15 protein-coding genes and 1 pseudogene are annotated in these 16,442 nt (G+C 72.6%); 11 read left to right on the top strand and 5 right to left on the bottom strand.

The genetic code is table 11. The features are described from left to right. The first annotated feature begins 1 nt into the window (after position 1). Together IEY98_RS02440 and IEY98_RS02435 are read left to right on the top strand one after the other, a co-directional pair. Entirely contained in the window at positions 2-685 is a 684-nt protein-coding gene (locus IEY98_RS02440; RefSeq protein ID WP_189208626.1) for a DUF742 domain-containing protein, read from the top strand. Further along, positions 666-1,271, top strand: a complete 606-nt coding sequence (locus IEY98_RS02435) for a GTP-binding protein (protein WP_189208625.1) — start codon at positions 666-668, stop codon at positions 1,269-1,271. The genes IEY98_RS02440 and IEY98_RS02435 overlap by 20 nt, the downstream gene beginning before the upstream one ends. 49 nt (positions 1,272-1,320) lie before the next feature. Here IEY98_RS02435 and IEY98_RS02430 read toward each other — a convergent pair whose 3' ends face one another. Further along, positions 1,321-3,339 carry a hypothetical protein gene (locus IEY98_RS02430; protein WP_189208624.1) on the bottom strand — a complete coding sequence of 673 codons (2,019 nt, stop codon included), beginning with the start codon at positions 3,337-3,339 and terminating at the stop codon, positions 1,321-1,323. 346 nt (positions 3,340-3,685) lie between these two features. Continuing rightward, entirely contained in the window at positions 3,686-5,899 is a 2,214-nt protein-coding gene (locus IEY98_RS02425; protein ID WP_189208623.1) for a helicase-associated domain-containing protein, read from the bottom strand. A 51-nt stretch (positions 5,900-5,950) separates the two neighbouring features. Between IEY98_RS02425 and IEY98_RS02420 the strand changes: the two genes are divergently transcribed. The 5 genes and pseudogenes from IEY98_RS02420 to IEY98_RS33350 all read left to right on the top strand — a co-directional run bounded on the left by IEY98_RS02420 (position 5,951) and on the right by IEY98_RS33350 (position 9,725). Then, positions 5,951-6,133, top strand: a complete 183-nt coding sequence (locus tag IEY98_RS02420; RefSeq protein ID WP_189208622.1) for a hypothetical protein — start codon at positions 5,951-5,953, stop codon at positions 6,131-6,133. A gap of 53 nt (positions 6,134-6,186) precedes the next feature. After that, on the top strand, positions 6,187-7,572 hold the full coding sequence (locus IEY98_RS02415) for an NAD-dependent malic enzyme (protein WP_189208621.1): 1,386 nt from the start codon (positions 6,187-6,189) through the stop codon (positions 7,570-7,572). 9 nt (positions 7,573-7,581) lie between these two features. Continuing rightward, on the top strand, positions 7,582-8,049 hold the full coding sequence (moaC, locus tag IEY98_RS02410) for a cyclic pyranopterin monophosphate synthase MoaC (protein ID WP_189208620.1): 468 nt from the start codon (positions 7,582-7,584) through the stop codon (positions 8,047-8,049). Beyond that, positions 8,046-8,561: pseudogene (locus IEY98_RS02405) on the top strand (MogA/MoaB family molybdenum cofactor biosynthesis protein); the annotation flags it as partial. The gene moaC and the pseudogene IEY98_RS02405, both read left to right, overlap by 4 nt. Before the next feature lie 270 nt (positions 8,562-8,831). After that, positions 8,832-9,725 (top strand): molybdenum cofactor biosynthesis protein MoaE, encoded by an 894-nt coding sequence (locus IEY98_RS33350; RefSeq protein ID WP_229786733.1) that lies wholly within the window; start codon positions 8,832-8,834, stop codon positions 9,723-9,725. A gap of 185 nt (positions 9,726-9,910) precedes the next feature. On the opposite strand, the gene IEY98_RS02395 is transcribed toward IEY98_RS33350, so the two are convergent. The 3 genes from IEY98_RS02395 to moaA form a co-directional block, all read right to left on the bottom strand. Continuing rightward, positions 9,911-10,549 (bottom strand): LysM peptidoglycan-binding domain-containing protein, encoded by a 639-nt coding sequence (locus IEY98_RS02395; protein ID WP_189208619.1) that lies wholly within the window; start codon positions 10,547-10,549, stop codon positions 9,911-9,913. Positions 10,550-10,995: 446 nt separating this feature from the next. Further along, positions 10,996-11,247 (bottom strand): MoaD/ThiS family protein, encoded by a 252-nt coding sequence (locus tag IEY98_RS02390; protein WP_189209997.1) that lies wholly within the window; start codon positions 11,245-11,247, stop codon positions 10,996-10,998. Between the two features lie 8 nt (positions 11,248-11,255). Continuing rightward, positions 11,256-12,305, bottom strand: coding sequence for a GTP 3',8-cyclase MoaA (moaA, locus tag IEY98_RS02385; protein WP_189208618.1), 1,050 nt, complete (start codon positions 12,303-12,305; stop codon positions 11,256-11,258). A gap of 128 nt (positions 12,306-12,433) precedes the next feature. Between moaA and IEY98_RS02380 the strand changes: the two genes are divergently transcribed. From IEY98_RS02380 to IEY98_RS02365, 4 genes are all read left to right on the top strand, one after another. Next, positions 12,434-12,826 (top strand): TOBE domain-containing protein, encoded by a 393-nt coding sequence (locus tag IEY98_RS02380; RefSeq protein ID WP_189208617.1) that lies wholly within the window; start codon positions 12,434-12,436, stop codon positions 12,824-12,826. After that, positions 12,823-13,542 (top strand): molybdate ABC transporter substrate-binding protein, encoded by a 720-nt coding sequence (gene modA / locus IEY98_RS02375; protein ID WP_189208616.1) that lies wholly within the window; start codon positions 12,823-12,825, stop codon positions 13,540-13,542. The genes IEY98_RS02380 and modA overlap by 4 nt, the downstream gene beginning before the upstream one ends. A gap of 1,136 nt (positions 13,543-14,678) precedes the next feature. Further along, on the top strand, positions 14,679-15,431 hold the full coding sequence (locus tag IEY98_RS02370) for an ABC transporter permease (protein WP_229786492.1): 753 nt from the start codon (positions 14,679-14,681) through the stop codon (positions 15,429-15,431). Then, positions 15,428-16,438, top strand: a complete 1,011-nt coding sequence (locus IEY98_RS02365; protein ID WP_229786489.1) for a sulfate/molybdate ABC transporter ATP-binding protein — start codon at positions 15,428-15,430, stop codon at positions 16,436-16,438. Before IEY98_RS02370 ends, IEY98_RS02365 begins: the two co-directional genes overlap by 4 nt. Positions 16,439-16,442 lie beyond the last annotated feature (4 nt).

Raw genomic sequence — 16,442 nt, 5'->3', positions numbered from 1 at the left:
GATGACGACGGGTCGTAGAGCCGCCGACAGGCGTGCCGAGGAGGACTACCCGTACCGGGACCTGTTCGACTCGGACACCGGACCGGACTACGACAGGCCCGAGTACGACCAGGCCGAGCGGAGGGCTGCGGACATGTCGGAACGCGGTTGGGAGGACTTGCCGGAGCACGGCGAGCCGCCGAACAGGTTCGACATCAACGGCTTCCAGGCCAGGCTCTTCGGCGGCCCCTCCGCGGGCCTCTATGGCGACTCGGGCATCCCGGCGCAGTCGGACTGGGACTCCAAGGAGATCCCGGCCGTCGAGCCGGACCCGGTCCCCGACCCGGCCGAACCCGCCCCGCACGAGACCGGCTCGCTGGTCCGCCCGTACACCAAGACCGGGGGCCGCACCCGCTCGGACTACGATCTGGCGATCGAGGCCCTGGTCTCCACCAGCGACCGCGGCCGCATGCCCGACCCCTCGGTGCGTGCGGAGCACCGCACCATCTGCGGGCTGTGCATGGACACCCGCTCGGTCGCCGAGGTGGCCGCCTACCTTCGGCTGCCGCTGGGGGTGGCCAGGGTGCTCATCGGCGACATGGCCGGGCTCGGGCTGGTCTCCATCCACCAGAGCGGCATGGTCGTCGGTGACCGGCCTTCGATCGAATTCATGGAAAGGGTGCTCAGTGGGCTCCGCAGGCTCTAGTCCCCTCAGCGCGCACGACGCGGCGCCGCAGCCCACCACCTCGGCCAAGATCGTGGTCGCTGGCGGGTTCGGTGTCGGCAAGACGACGTTGGTCGGCTCGGTCTCCGAGATCGTCCCGCTGACCACCGAGGCCGTCATGACCGAGGCCAGCGTGGACGTCGACGACCTGTCGTCGACCCCGAACAAGGTGACCACGACCGTCGCGATGGACTTCGGGCGCGTGTCCCTGGACTCGGATCTGATCCTGTACCTGTTCGGCACGCCCGGCCAGCACCGCTTCTGGTTCATGTGGGACGACCTGGTGCGCGGCGCGATCGGCGCGGTCGTGCTGGTCGACACCCGCAGGCTGGCCGACGCGTTCGCGTCCATCGACTTCTTCGAGGACCGCGGGCTGCCCTACATCATCGCGCTGAACTGCTTCGACCGCGTGCTGCACCACCGGATCGACGACGTCCGCGAGGCGCTGACGATCGATGTGGGCGTGCCGATCGTGACCACCGACGCGCGGGACCGCGAGTCGACCAAGGAGGTCCTGATCACCCTGGTCGAGCACGCGATGCAGCAGCGGATGTCGCGCGCGGGCTGAGCCTTCCGGGCAGGCCTGCCCCCGGTTGAGGGGGGCAGGCCCGCTCCGCTCAGTCGGTCGACATCGCGCCGAAGCCGGCGAGTTCCGCCGCGCCGTCCTCGGAGCGCTCGCCGAGCCCGACGGCCACGCCCTCGGACAGGAACCCGACGCCCGGCGCGGGCTCGCCGGAGCCGTCGTCGGCGCCGTTGTGGACCATCTCGCCGGCGATGGCGACCTCGGGGGATAGCGAGCTGAAGCCCATGCCCTCCGGGATCAGGTCCAGCACCGCCACGTCCCCCTCCGCCTGCACGGCCTCGCCCGCGGCGTCGACCAGGGACTCGATGCCGGTCAGGGTGACGTCGAAGTCGACGAGGCGCAGGCCCTGGGCGCTCCACTGCTGCCACTTCTCCAGGAAGCTGGTCCAGTCGGAGTTGACCCACAGCCCGTAGCCGCCGGTCCCGGCGCGGAAGACGCCGGAGTAGCGGGGCTGGCCGTTGATCTCGGTGATGTCGAGGTCGACCAGCCGCAGGCCCTGGCCGCTCCACTCCTGCCACTTGGCGGCGAAGCTGGTCCAGTCGGCGTTGACCCAGAGCCCGTAGCCGCCCGAGCCCGCGCTGAAGACGCCGGAGTAGCGCACCTGGCCGTTGAACGTGGTGATCGTGAGGTCGTCCAGGCGCAGCCCTTGAGCGCTCCACTCCTGCCATTTGGCCACGAAGTTGTTCCACTCCGCGTTCACCCACAGCCCGTAGCCGCCGGTCCCGGCGCGGAACACGCCGGAGTAGCGGGGCTGGCCGTTGACGTCGGTGATGTCGAGGTCGACCAGCCGCAGCCCTTGGCCGCTCCACTCCTGCCATTTCGCCACGAAGCTGTTCCAGTCCGCCAGCGCCCACAGGCCGTAGCCGCCGGTTCCCGCGCTGAAGACGCCGGAGTAGCGCAGCTGCCCGCCCGGCTTGCTGATCTCCAGCTCGTCGAGCCGCAGGCCCGCGCCGCTCCACTCCTGCCACTTGGCGACGAAGTGGTTCCAGTCGGCGTTGACCCACAGCCCGTACCCGCCGCCGCCCGCGGTGAACACGCCCGAGTAGCGCTGGCCCTGCGGGAACCCCAGGTGGTACGGCGTGTGGTTGCAGACCTCCCACGAGTTGGACTTCATGATGCAGGGCACGGGATCGGTCGCGCAGTTGTCGCAGTTGGCGTTGGGCTTGCCGAAGAAGCCCCACGACCCGCCGCACGTGCAGCCGGAGGAGGCGTACTCGTCGGGCGCGCCGAAGACGTGCCCGGTCTCGTGGGCGAAGACGCGGTCGATGTTGTCCGGGCCCCATCCGTCGTTGGCGTAGGCCATGACCAGGCGCGGACCGCCGATGGACGCGTAGCCGAAGTGCTTGAGCGGGTACTTGGTGAAGAACGCGACGTAGGCCCAGTCGGTGCGCAGACTGGTGCGCAGGGACTCGGCGTAGGCGGTCACGCCTGCCATGCCAGCGGGGAAGCCGAGCGCGGCCATCGCCGGATCGCGCCAGTGCGCTTCCTTCTGGTCGTCGGGCAGGCTCGCGTCGGCCTGCACGGTCAGGTTGACGGTGCGGATGCTGTGCACCCACGTGACACCGCCCGGGGAACTCTGCGCCCCCAACCAGCTCAGCCCGTTCTGCACCTCGGCGACGACCTTGGTCCGCTCGTCCGCGCTGAACCGCAACGCGTCCGTCGGCCCTTCCACGATCACCACCCCGACCGCGACCCGCCCGGTGAGCCGCGCGCTCAACGCCGCACCCGCCTCCGCCCGCGGCTCGTCGTCATCGAAGTGGTCGGGGGCGTCCCCATCGCCCCAGTCCACCCCGTCCAGCGGCCGATTCGCCTTGGCCGAGGCGAACTCCTCCGACTCCCGCAACGCGAACGCCGCCATCCCCAACGCCCCGGTCTCGTCCAGGTCAGCGGCGTCCCCCATCCCCTGCGGCACCACCACCCCGTCCGGCGCCGCGGCCACCACCACCCTCGGCCCGTACTCGTGCACCACCCCACCCGGCACCCCCGCCGGGTCCGCCGCTGCTTCGAAGCTCCGCACAAGCACCCGCTCGCGCATCCCGATGTCGCCAGCCACTCCGCACCTCCCGGTCGAAGGGACCCCTCCAGCGGAACCCACCGCCCCGCCACCCCCGACATTCGGCCCACAACGAGTCTCCAGAAGCCACAACCGAAATCACTGCCCAAAGGTGCAAACCCCCGGACACACAACCCCACACAACGGCCACCCAGTCGACCGCTCTGCCCCCTTGCCCCCTCGTCCTGGCCGTCTTTAACCCTGGGATGGCGGTGTCAAGGGCAGGCGAAGCCTGTCGCGCAGCGACGCCGAAGGCGCCCTTTACTCCGCCATCCCAGGGTTAAACAATTGAGGCCGAGGGGAGCACACCCCGCGAGCAACGCGACGCCCGAGAAGCCCGACCCCGTCACTCCTCGACCAGCGACACCGCGGAAATCCGGTGCAGCGGCAACCGATGCGTCTGCTCCCCTGCGGTCCCCTCCACCACCCCGGCCCCCACCCGCACCGGCTGGATCACATGCCGCGACGCCACCCCATGAGCGTCCACAAGCGACACGACCACCCGCTGCCGAGCCCGGACAGCCTCACTCAGCAGCGCCACCGTCTGCGCCGAGTTCCCGCCCAGCCCGGCCCCCGCCGTCACCGTCCGCCCGGCCCGCGCCGACACCGCCTGGTCCCCGAGCCGCATTCCCCGGACCAGCTCCGTCAGGGTCTCCGCGTCCACCTGCCGGGACGCGGCGGGCCGCTGCGCGGCTCGCGGGGGAGCGGCGACCCGCCGCCCCGCGGGCCGCAGGTCGACGATCTGCCCGTCTGCCCCTTCCGCCGCGGGCGCGAACCCGGCCGCGCGCAGTTCCTCCAGCACCTCCAGCAACGGCACCGGCGACACCAGCACCGTCGGCGCGATCCGGCGCAGCCGCAGGCCCAGGGCCGCCGGGCTGGCCGCCACCTCGGCCAGCAGCGCCGGGTCGTCGCAGCGCAGGAAGCACGCCGCCGCCCCGCCGCGCAGCCGTCCGTGCCTGCGCGCCACGTCGTCGATCAGGTACGTCAACCCCTGCGGCACGGGCGTCCTCGACCGGGTGCGGAACAGCTCGTGCAGGTCCTCCGCCGACCTCCCGGCGTCCAGCGCGCGCCGCAGCGAGGTCTCGGTGACCCGGTACACCGTGGCCGCCCCCGCCGACTCCAGGTCGGCGGCCTCGGCCACCCGCGCTGCCAGGTGCGGCTCCAGCGGTCCCGGCGCGACCACGGTCAGGTCCGCCTGCACCAGCACGTGGTCCACCGGCTGCGGCATCGCCTCGGCCATCCGCTTCGCCGCTGCCGACACGTCCTCGTCCAGCAGCGCGTGGCCCGGCCCGCTCAGCGCGCCCAGGGCGACCACGCCCAGGGCGGTCGCCTCGGCCATCGTCCACCGAACGACGTCGTCGCGCAGCCGCCCGCCCCGGCGCGGCGCCCGCCAGGCCAGCACGGCGGCGAGCTCGTCCGCCGAGACCACGCCGCCGTCGGACGGCAGCGCGCGCAGCACGCGCATGCGCTCCACCGGGGCCGTCGGGCGGCGCAGGTCGTCCGACAGCGGCGCGAGCAGCTTGTCGCGGGCGTCCTTGCGCCCGCCCAGCCCCGGCAGCCGGGGCAGGTCGATCCAGGCCGAGGCCAGCGCGGCCCAGCGGTGGGCGGCGGTCGCGGCCAGCCAGGAGTCGGCCAGCGTCGTCGGCATCCACTCCGGTTCGAGGTCGCCGCTGTCGGCGACCAGCCCGGCGCCCGCGGCGAGCTCCATCAGCAGGCCCGCCCTGGCCTCGGACACGTCGGCGGCCTTGGCCAGCCTGCGGATCTCCCGCACGCCGACCCCGCCCGCCTTGCGCACCGGCGCGGGCTCGTCCGACCACAGCCGCAGCAGGGTCTCGACGTGGCGCACGAACTCCATCGCCTCGCCCGCCGCGGTCCCGTCCACGGTCGCCCGCTGGTGCGGCGTCGTGCGCAGCCGCGGCTCGACCAGCGCGGTCGGGGCGCCGCGCAGGACGGCGGCGACCTGTCCGGGCAGCGTCACGGTCTCGCCGTCGCGGCGGACGAGCAGGCCGCGGGCGAGCAGCCGCTGGATGGGCGTCACGGCGTCGTCGAGGCTGCCCGCGAAGTCGGCGTCCTTGGTCTTGCCGACACCGGTGCCGTGCGCGAGCGTGTCCAGCACCTGCCGCTCGTCGCCGCCGAGGGCGGCCAGCAGGCCCGGGACGTCGGCGGGCGCGGGGGAGGGCGTCGACGGGGGCAGGTTGCCCACCTCGCGGGCCGCGGGCACCAGGGAGACCTCCGGCTCGCCCCAGGCCAGCGCCAGCCCGCGCAGCACGGCCACGGCGGCCCGGACCCGCTCCGGGGGAAGGCCGATGTCCAGCGCGTCCGGGGAGACCGGCGCGTGGTCGGCCCCGGCGACCAGCAGCGCGTCCAGCACGGCCAGCGTCGCGGTGTCCAGGCCCTCCGCCGCCCTGGCCACCGAGGCCCGGCTGGCCGCCCTGGCCGCGAGCACGGTGGTGTCCGCCGGGCGGGGGGTGGCCAGGTCCGGGCGGGCGCGCAGGAGCGCGACCACGTCGGCCTCGTCCGCCTCGCGCAGCCAATCGGTGAGGGTGGACACCCTGACCACGGTATACGGAGTCCGGTAACCTCCGTACTGCCGCTCAGTCGAGGAGGAACAGTGGGCAAGGTAGCCAAGTCCGACCGCGTCGACCCGCACTGGAAGGGCGTTGACGACAACGGCTCCCACCCTGTCACCGAGTTGACCGCCGACCGCCAGGGCGCGCTGTCGCCCTACGGCGATGTCACCTTCCCGCTGGAGACCGTGCCGTACGTGCACCCGGTGACCGAGATCAACAAGTAGGTATAGGGTCGGCAAGGCCGCACAAGTCCGTCCACTTCGGAAGGCCAGCCGCCATGCCAGTCCCCGGTCCCGGTTACTCCATCACGATCCGCGTCGCGGCCCCGCCGTCGGCCAGCGTGGCCGGGGACCTCACCAGCGCAGTAGGCCACGTCGGCGGGGTCATCACCGCCTTCGACGTCGTCGACTCGCACGCCGACAGCGTCGTCATCGACATCACCTGCAACGCCCTGTCGGCCGACCACGCCCGCGACATCACCGAGGCGCTGCGCGCGCTGCCGGGCGTGGACGTCCGCAAGGTCTCCGACCGCACGTTCCTCGTGCACCTCGGCGGGAAGATCGAGATCAGCGCCAAGGTCGCCCTCCGCAACCGCGACGACCTCTCCCGCGCCTACACCCCCGGCGTCGCCCGCATCTGCCAGGCGATCGCCGACAACCCCGACGACGCGCGCCGCCTGACCATCAAGCGCAACACCGTCGCCGTCGTGACCGACGGGTCGGCCGTGCTCGGCATGGGCAACATCGGCCCGGCCGCCGCGCTGCCGGTGATGGAGGGCAAGGCGGCGCTGTTCAAGAAGTTCGCGGGCGTGGACGCCTGGCCGGTCTGCCTGGACACCCAGGACACCGAGGAGATCATCCGCGCGGTCGAGCTGATCGCCCCGGTCTACGGCGGCATCAACCTCGAGGACATCGCCGCGCCGCGCTGCTTCGAGATCGAGCGCAGGCTGCGCCAGAAGCTCGACATCCCGGTCTTCCACGACGACCAGCACGGCACCGCCATCGTCGTCGTGGGGGCCCTGCGCAACGCCCTGCGCGTGGTCGGCAAGGACATGGCGGACGCCAAGATCGTGGTGTGCGGCGTCGGGGCTGCGGGCTCGGCGATCATCCGCCTGCTGCTGCAGCGCGGGCCCGCCGACATCGTGGCCGTCGATGTGGACGGCATCGTCCACCGCGACCGCGGCGACACCGACGCCAACCTGCGCTGGGTCGCGCTCAACACCAACCGCGAGAACAAATCGGGCCGCCTGCACGACGCCCTGGTCGGCGCGGACGTCTTCATCGGCGTCTCGGCCCCGAACCTGTTCGGCGCGGAGCAGGTCGCCACGATGGCCCCCGACGCGGTGGTGTTCGCCCTGGCCAACCCGGACCCGGAGATCGACCCGCTGGAGGCGCAGAAGCACGCCGCCGTGGTCGCCACCGGCCGCTCGGACTACCCGAACCAGATCAACAACGTGCTGGCGTTCCCGGGCGTCTTCCGCGGCCTGCTCGACGCGCAGGCGCACACCATCACCGACGCCATGCTGCTGGCCGCGGCCGACGCCATCGCCGACGTGGTGGACGGGGAGCGCCTCAACGCCTCGTTCATCGTCCCGTCGGTGTTCGACGCGGCGGTCGCGCCCGCGGTGGCGGAGGCCGTCCGGAAGGCAGCGGGCGGGCACTAGCATTCGGTTGTGGGTGAACTGAGCCACGTCGACGAGTCCGGCGCAGCGCGGATGGTCGACGTCTCCGGCAAGTCCGTGACCGCGCGCTCGGCGGTGGCCACCGGTGTCCTGCGGACCACGCCGGAGGTGATCGGCCTGCTCCGGCGCGACGGCCTGCCCAAGGGCGACGCCGTGGCCACCGCGCGCATCGCCGGGATCATGGGCGCGAAGAAGACGCCCGAGCTGATCCCGCTGTGCCACCCGATCGCGCTGTCCGGGGTGAAGGTGGCCCTGGAGCTGCGGGAGTCCGAGGTCGCCATCACCGCGACGGTGCGCACCAACGACCGGACGGGCGTGGAGATGGAGGCCCTGACGGCGGTCGCGGTCTGCGGGCTGACCCTCCACGACATGATCAAGGCCGTCGACCCCAGAGCCGTGCTGGGCGACGTGCGCGTGGAACACAAGGACGGCGGCAAGAGCGGGACGTGGGACCGATGACCCGCACCGCCCGCGTGGTGACAGCGTCCAACCGCGCCGCGGCGGGGGTGTACGCCGACAAGACGGGCCCGCTCATCGTGGCGTGGCTGCGCGACCGCGGTTACACGGTGCCGGACGCCCAGGTGGTGCCCGATGGCGCCCCGGTCGAGTCCGCCCTCCGTGCTGCGGTCGCCGCGGCGGTGGACGTCGTGGTGACCACCGGCGGCACCGGCGTGACCCCCACCGACCGCACCCCGGAGGCGACCCGGGCGGTCCTGGACTACGAGATCCCCGGCCTTGCCGACGCGATCCGGGCGGCAGGCCTCCCCAAGGTTCCCACGGCGGCACTGTCCCGCGGCCTGGCAGGCGTCGCGGGCCGCACCCTGGTCGTCAACCTGCCCGGCTCCACCGGCGGCGTGAAGGACGGCCTCGCCGTCCTGTCCGACGTCCTCGACCACGCCGTCGACCAACTCCGCGGCGGCGACCACCCGCCGTCGCCGGAGCAGGCACAGCCGCAGCCCTCGCGGCCTGCCGACGAGGCTCCGGGGCCGGAGCAGCCGCAGGTCCCGCGGTCCGCGAATCAGGCGTCGGAGCCTGCGCAGCCGCAGGTCTCGCGGTCCGCCGACCACCCGTCGTCGCCGGACCCGGCACACCCGGGAGCCGTCGCCTCGCGGGCCGCAGGCCAGGCGCCAGCGAACGCATCCGACTTGTCCACCAGCCCGCGAAGCCCCGCCGACCTGGTGGACAGCAGCGCAGGTGCGGCCGAGGGGTCGCGGACCGAGGCGTCCGACCCGCGCTTCGGCATGGACGGCCCCGCCGAGAGCGGTCCTGCGGGCGTGGCTCGGGCATCGGCCGCGGAGGGTCGTGCCGAGAACGCCGTGGGGGTGACGCCTGCGGAGGCCCAGGGGGCGGAGATTCCCGTCGTGGGCGGTCCTGCGGGTGTCGCTCCGGTGGCGGCCGCGGAGGGGCGTGCCGAGGCTGGGGGGTCGCCTGCGGAGGTCCCGCGGGCGGCTAGCGAGGGTCCCGCCGGGAGCGGCGCCTCGGGTTTGGCCCGGGTGTCGCCCGGGGATGTCTCTGGTTCCCACGGTGGGGCGGAGGGCCACGCGGGGTCCCGCTCCGCGGGTCCGGCTCGGGTGTCGTCAACCGAGGTCTCCCGTTCACGCGCTGGTGTGGAGGGCCACGCCGCGAGCGGTGGGGCCCGGGTGTCGGGCGCGGAGGCCGCTGGTCCGCCTGGTGGCGAAGGGCCGTCCGCGTCGGTGGAGAACGGAGGTGTGGCTCGGGTGCTGCGGGCGGAGGTCTCCGACGCGCCCATCGACGTGGAGAGCCATGCCGCGTTGGTGGAGAACGCCGCCGCGGGGGCCGTGGTGACCTTCGCCGGAGTGGTCCGGGATCACGACCACGGGCGTGGGGTGACCGCCCTGGATTACGAGGGACACCCATCTGCCAACGGTGTGATCGCCGAGGTCGCCGGGGACATCGCTGTCCGGCATCCGGGGGTTCGGGCGTTGGCCGTGTCGCACCGGGTCGGGGCGTTGGCCATCGGGGACGTCGCGCTCGCCTGCGCGGTCTCCGCCGACCACCGCCGTGCGGCCTTCGACGCGTGCGCCGACCTCGTGGACGAGGTCAAGGCCCGCCTGCCCATCTGGAAGCACCAGGTCTTCACCGACGGCACCGACGAGTGGGTCAACTGCCCGTGATTCCAGATGACGAGATCATATGTCGCGATCATATGATCTCGCCATCCAGATGTTCATGTCATATGACCTCAGCATTCCGATGGTCTCGTCAGATGATCTGACCATCTGAAAACGGCCGAACCCCATCCGCCGGGGGATCGCGGATGGGGTTCGGGGAGGGAGGGTCTAGCTAGACAGGCAAGGGCCTACTTGGTGGCGATCTTCTGACCCACGAGGATCAGGTCCGGGTCGCCGATGTAGTCCTTGTTCTTCTCGTAGAGGTCCTGCCAGCCGCCCTTCAGCTTCAGCTTGCCTGCGATCTTGGACAGCGAGTCGCCCGCGACCACGGTGTAGTCGCCCTTCGGGTTGTCCTTGGCCAGGACGGAAACCGGGGCGCTGGTGCGCGGCGCCCGCTGCTTCGGGGCGTCCGCCGTCGACCGCTGCTGAGTGGTCGACTTGGTGTACGACGGCGAGCTCTTGGCCGGAGCCGCGGAGCCGCCGCGCTTGCCGCACACGGGCCACGCGCCGATGCCCTGCGTCTGCAGGACGCGCTCGGCCACCGCGATCTGCTGCTCGCGTGAGGCCTGGTGTGGCATGCCCTGACCACCGTGGGCGCGCCAGGTACTCGGCAGGAACTGCAAGCCACCGTAGTAGCCGTTGCCGGTGTTGATGTTCCAGTCGCCGCCGCTCTCGCACTGCGCGATCGCGTCCCAGTTGACGCTGCTGTCGGCGGACGCCGGGGAGGCGGCCACGGCCATCGACGCGCCGAGAGCGACACCGGCCACGATCACGCGGGCCAGGAAGCGCTGGACGGCCGACTTGCTGTGCTTACCTCGATTACCCATCGCCATCTCTCCTCCCGCGCCTGCGTGCTGCTCGGGTGGATCCGGGCTTGCCGGACCGTCCGGGACCGCCGTCCCGGCCGCCACGCCTCGCGGCTCGTGCCAGCCCGCTCGTCGTGGTCCCTCGTCCCCTGTCCGGAGGTCGCTTTCGCTCGGGGTTGGTTCCCAGGAGGCCGCCGGACAGGGGCTCGGCGCTGCGGACTCCCGGGTCTTGCTCGGCTGATCGGGGATCAGCCGCTAGCGACGGTACGTAATCGAAATAGGAAGGGAAAATTATGCGGTGTGTGACCGTAATCACAGTAACAGGGCGGATCTTGCATCGATCCGCAGGAAAACCGCAGGTGAGATGGTCTGAACCGGGCCGTGATATCGCCGTGTCTTACTCGAGATAATTCACTCTAAGTGAGTTCTGAGTCACGTCGGAACCGGCGTGTTGGGCCATTCGATGTTTAGCCGCCAGCGAAGGGGGGTAGGACGTCGAGCGCGTCGCCATCACCCACAAGTGTCGATCGGTCACGCACCGCGATCGCATTCAAGAGGTAGCTCGACGCCGTCAACACCCGGCGGAGGGGTTCCCCGTGACGGTCCCCGACGGCGGTCAGGGCATGGTCGACGGTCGCGGGAACGGCCAGCGCGACATCCTCTTCCGCGACCCCGGCCGCGGCGCGCGCGCCCGCGAAGTAGCGGACCCTGACGGTGATCAAGGAACTCAGCCCCCGATGGCGCTCATCGGCCGGATCGGCTGCGCGAACCCGGCGTCGTTGATCCGGTGGCCCGCCAGTTTGGCCCACATCGTCGCGCGCCACGACTCGGCGAGCTCGGCGTCGGACGCGCCCGCCCGCATCGGCCCGCGCAGGTCGGTCTCCCGCTCGCTGAACAGGCACGAGCGCAGCGCGCCGTCGGCGGTCAGACGGGTGCGGTCGCAGTCGGCGCAGAACGGCCGCGTCACCGAGGCGATCACGCCGACCTCGGCGGGTCCGCCGTCGACCAGCCAGCGCTCGGCGGGCGCGCCGCCGCGCGGGCGCGGGCTCTCGGTGAGCCGGAACTCGGCGCCGAGCAGGTCCAGGATCTCGGCAGCGGTGACCATGTTCGCCCGGTCCCAGCCGTGCTGGGGGTCCAGCGGCATCTGCTCGATGAACCGCAGGTGGTAGCCATGATCGAGGCAGTAGCGCAGCAGCGGGACGGCCTCGTCGTCGTTGATCCCGCGCAGCAGCACGGCGTTGACCTTCACCGGCGTCAGCCCGGCGTCGCGGGCGGCGGCCAGCCCGGCGAGCACGTCGGCGAGCCGGTCCCGGCGGGTGATCGCGGCGAACCGCGCGGGGTCGAGGGTGTCGAGGGAGATGTTGACCCGGTCGAGGCCCGCGGCGGCGAGGTCGCGGGCGCGGCGGACGAGGCCGATGCCGTTGGTGGTCATCGAGATCCTCGGCCGGGGCCGCAGCGCCGCGGTGGCCGCGACGAGGTCGGTGATCCCCTTGCGGAGGCTGGGCTCGCCGCCGGTGAACCGGACGTTCGTCACGCCCAGGTGCTCCACGGCGATGCGGATCAGCCGGGTGAGCTCGGCGTCGGTGAGCAGGTCGCCCCGGGGCAGCCAGTCGAGGCCCTCGGCGGGCATGCAGTAGGTGCAGCGGAGGTTGCACCGGTCGGTCAGGGAGACCCGCAGATCCGTGGCGACCCGCCCGAACCGGTCCACCAGGCCGGGCGTGTCCGGGCGGTCTTTCCTGCCCGGCAGGCCGGGAAACCCGAGGTCAACGGGGGTCACCCGATCAAGCGTAGTCGCCGTTTCACCGAATGGGTCGAAGGATGCGACCCTCCGCTATCGGCGGTTCTCCGCATCTGCGGAGTTTTGGTAGTTGAGGGAACGTATTTGCGGACATAAAGTGGGTTGTTGTGCCGCAGTATCGGTTTTCCGAGGCCGCCCGCCTGATGGGCGTAAGCGACGACACGGTCCGCCGCTGGTCCGACGCGGGCCTGCTGCCCGCCGCGACCGACGCGGCCGGACGCAAGGTGGTCGACGGCGCCGCCCTCGCCGCCTTCGCCCGCGCCCAGGCCGACGCCATCCCGGACCCGACCGGCGTCGCCCGCTCGGCCCGCAACCGCTTCGTCGGCCTGGTGACGCGGGTGGTCGCCGACAAGGTCATGGCGCAGGTCGAGATGCAGTGCGGCCCGCACCGGGTGGTCTCGCTGATGAGCGCGGAGGCGGTGGAGGAGCTGGGCCTCGAACCGGGCGTGCTCGCGGTGGCGCTGACCAAGGCCACGCATGTGGTGGTGGAGACGCCGTGAGGTGGGCGTTGGGGGTGTTGTTGCTGGTCACGGCGTGTTCGCCGGGATCGGGTCGCACGGTGGTGACGGTCTTCGCCGCGGCATCCCTGACGGAGTCGTTCACGGCGCTGGAGAAGACCTTCGAGTCCATCCACCCGGACGTCGACCTCCGCGTGAACTTCGCCGCGTCGTCGGCGCTGGCCCAGCAACTGCGCACGGGCGCGCTGGCCGACGTCTTCGCGTCCGCCGACGAGGCCACGATGGCGAAGGTCGCCCCGCCGTCGTCGCGGGTGTTCGCCACCAACCGCCTGACGATCGCGGTCCCCTCGGGCAACCCGGCCCAGGTCACCGGCCTCGCCGACCTGCCCCGCGTCGTGACGGTGGTCTGCGCCCCCCAGGTCCCGTGCGGCGCGGCGACCACCACGGTCCTCACCGCCGCGGGCGTGACACTGCGGCCTGCGAGCGAGGAACAGGACGTCAAGGCGGTCCTGACGAAGGTGGCGGCCGACGAGGCGGACGCGGGCCTGGTCTACGTAACCGACGTACGCGGGGCGGCGGTGACGGCGATCGACTTCCCGGAGTCGACGAAGGCCATCAACCGCTACCCGATCGCCGTCCTCGCGGACGCCCCACACCCCACCCTCGCCCGCGAGTTCGTGGACCTGGTGCTGAGCCCCGAAGGCCAAGCCATCCTGGCCGACCACGGCTTCGGCCCACCGACCCAGGCGACCCCATGACCGGTGTGACCACGCGCCCGGTGCGATCAGGGCCTGGACGGAGCAGCAGCCGGAGACGCCCGCTGGCACCGCGCAGTGTTGTGGTCACCGCCGCAGCCCGGCAGGCCAACGTCGACTGGCAGGCGGGGCGGCCGCTCGGAGGACGCCCAGGAGCTGAGGCCAACGGGACGCGCAGAGCGCCCCTGGGTGGTGGAGGGGTGGACCGGGAATTCCGGGTCAGCCGGGGCATGGAGGCAGAGGCAGAGGCGGGTCAGGTCAGCGGTGGTGCGGCTGTGGGGCCGGGGCAGGGCAGCGGTGGTGTCGCTGTAGGGCGGCCGGGCCAGGTCGGTGGTGGTGTGGCTGTGGAGTCGGGCGGTCAGCGTTGGTGTGGCTGTGGAGCCGGTTGGGTCGGCGGGTGGTGCCGCCTTGGAGTCGGGTCGGCGGGTGGTGCCGCCTTGGAGTCGGGTCGGTGGAGTGTGGCCGTGGGGTCGGGTTGGGGCGACGGTGGCGTGGTTGTGGGGTCGGGTTGTGTCAGCGCTGGTGCGCCTGGGGCGGTGGGTGGTGCAGTTGCGGGTTCGGGTGGATGGGGTGTGGCCGTGGGGTTGGGGCGGCGGTGGTGTGGTTGTGGAGTCGGTGGGTGGTGCGGCCGTGGGTCGGGTCGGTGGGTGTGGCCGTGGTTCGGGTGGATGGGGTGTGGCCGTGGGGTTGGGGCGGCGGTGGTGTGGTTGTGGAGTCGGTGGGTGGTGCGGCCGTGGGTCGGGTCGGTGGGTGTGGCCGTGGTTCGGGTGGATGGGGTGTGGCCGTGGTTCGGGTGGATGGGGTGTGGCCGTGGGATCGGGTTGGGCGGCGTTGGTGTGGTTGTGGAATCGGTCGGGTCAGCGGTGTGGTTGTGGAGTTTGGGGTGGGCTGGGTCGGTGGTGGTGGGTGTGGGGAATGGGGTGGGCTGAGCCGTGAGTGGTAGGGATCGGCAGGTGGCGGGGGTGGCTGGGCGAGCCGTGGAGCACGGGCGCGGCCGGATGGAGCACGGGCGCGGGCGGATGGGGCGTGGGCGTGGGCGGTTGGGGCGTGGGCGGGTAAGGCGTGGGCGGTTGGGGCGTGGGCGAGGCGGGCGTGGGTGGGGGGTGTCGGGGGTGGTGGGGGAGCGTGGGCGGGCGTTTGTGCCTGGGGTGCTCTGGGTGCCTGCCGTTCTGGGGTTGGGGCTTGTCGCCTTGCCTGTGCTGGGGCTGGTGGTTCGGACTGATCTTGGGGAGTTCCCCGAGCACGTCAGCAGTCCGGGGGCGGTTTCGGCGTTGTGGCTTTCCGTGCGGACCGCGGGGGTCGCCACTCTGTTGTGTTTGGTGTTGGGTGGGCCGCTTGCCGTGGTGTTGGCTCGGGTGAGGGGGCTTCGGGTGGTGCGGGCGCTGGTGTTGTTGCCGCTGGTCCTGCCGCCCGTCGTCGGGGGGTTGGCGTTGCTGTACCTGCTGGGGCGCAGCGGGCTGGCGGGGGAGGTGCTCGACGCGGCGGGGATTCGGGTGCCGTACACGACCGCGGCTGTCGTTCTGGCGCAGACGTTCGTCGCGATGCCCTTCCTGGTCGTCGGGCTCGAAGGGGCGCTCAGGACCGCGGGCGCCCGCTACGAGGCCGTGGCCGCCACGCTCGGGGCGCGGCCGTGGACGGTGTTCCGCCGCGTCACCGTCCCGCTGGTGCTGCCCGCGCTCGGGTCGGCGCTCGTGCTCTGCTTCGCCAGGGCGCTCGGCGAGTTCGGGGCGACCATCACCTTCGCGGGCAGCCTCCAGGGCGTCACCCGCACCCTCCCGCTGGAGGTCTACCTCCTCGGCGAGACCGATGTGGACGCCGCCGTCTCCGTCTCGCTGCTGTTGGTCGTCGTCGCCGTCGCGGTGGTGGCGCTGGTGAAGCCGAGGACGCAGTGAGGGCCGAGTTCACCGTCACCCGGGGCGCCTTCCGGCTCGACGTGCGCATAGCCGCCGACGATGTCGTCGCCGTCATGGGACCGAACGGCTCGGGCAAGTCGACGCTGCTCGACGTGCTCGCGGGCCTGGTCCGCCCCGACGCGGGCCGGGTCGAGATCGGGGGGCGCGACGTCACCGCGCTACCCCCGCACCAGCGCCGGGTCGGCCTGCTCGCCCAGGACCCCCTGCTGTTCCCGCACCTCACCGCGCTGGCCAACGTCGCGTTCGGACCGCGGGCACGCGGGCTTCCCGACCCGCACGCCGCCGCCCGCCGGTGGCTGGCCGAAGTGGACGCCGCCCACCTCGCCGACCGCAGGCCCAGGGCGCTCTCCGGCGGCCAGGCCCAGCGCGTCGCCATCGCCAGGGCGCTCGCCGCCGAGCCCGACCTGCTGCTGCTCGACGAGCCCTTCGCCGCCCTCGACGTCGACGCCGCCCCCGCCCTGCGCGGCCTGCTCCGCCGGGTCCTGCGCGGCCGCGCCGCCGTCATCGTCACCCACGACCCGCTCGACGCGCTCGCCCTCGCCGACCGCGTCATCGTCATCGAGGACGGCCGCGTCGTCGAGCAGGGCGCGACCCGCGCCGTGCTCAGCCGCCCCCGCACCGCCTTCACCGCGCGCGTCGCCGGGCTCAACCTCATCCCCGGCATCGCCCAGCCCGACGGCCTGCACACCGACGGCAGGGTGATCGCGGGCACGGTCGACGCCGAGCCCGGCGAGCCCGCCGTCGCCGTGTTCCGGCCAGCCGACGTCGCCGTCTACACCGAGCCCGTCCACGGCAGCCCGCGCAACGTCTTCGCCACCACGGTCACCGCCCTCGAACCGCACGGCGACCTCATCCGCGTCCGCACCCCGGAGCTGGCCGCCGACCTCACCGCGGCCGCCGTCGCCGACCTCGCGCTGGAGCCCGGCGCCGCCGTCTACCTCAGCGTGAAGGCGACAGAGGTCACCGTGCATGCCGCCACTGGGTAGCCTG

Source organism: Actinokineospora fastidiosa (assembly GCF_014648415.1).
GTDB lineage: Bacteria > Actinomycetota > Actinomycetes > Mycobacteriales > Pseudonocardiaceae > Actinokineospora > Actinokineospora fastidiosa.
This window is presented reverse-complemented; position numbering and strand designations above follow the sequence as displayed.

What these genes read in the sequence shown, in the direction of transcription:
- IEY98_RS02440 (WP_189208626.1), top strand. Translation starts at nt 2, where the DNA reads ATGACGACGGGTCGTAGAGCCGCCGACAGGCGTGCCGAGGAGGACTAC.
- IEY98_RS02415 (WP_189208621.1), top strand. Translation starts at nt 6,187, where the DNA reads ATGCCAGTCCCCGGTCCCGGTTACTCCATCACGATCCGCGTCGCGGCC.
- IEY98_RS33350 (WP_229786733.1), top strand. Translation starts at nt 8,832, where the DNA reads ATGGACGGCCCCGCCGAGAGCGGTCCTGCGGGCGTGGCTCGGGCATCG.
- IEY98_RS02395 (WP_189208619.1), bottom strand. Translation starts at nt 10,549, where the DNA reads ATGGGTAATCGAGGTAAGCACAGCAAGTCGGCCGTCCAGCGCTTCCTG.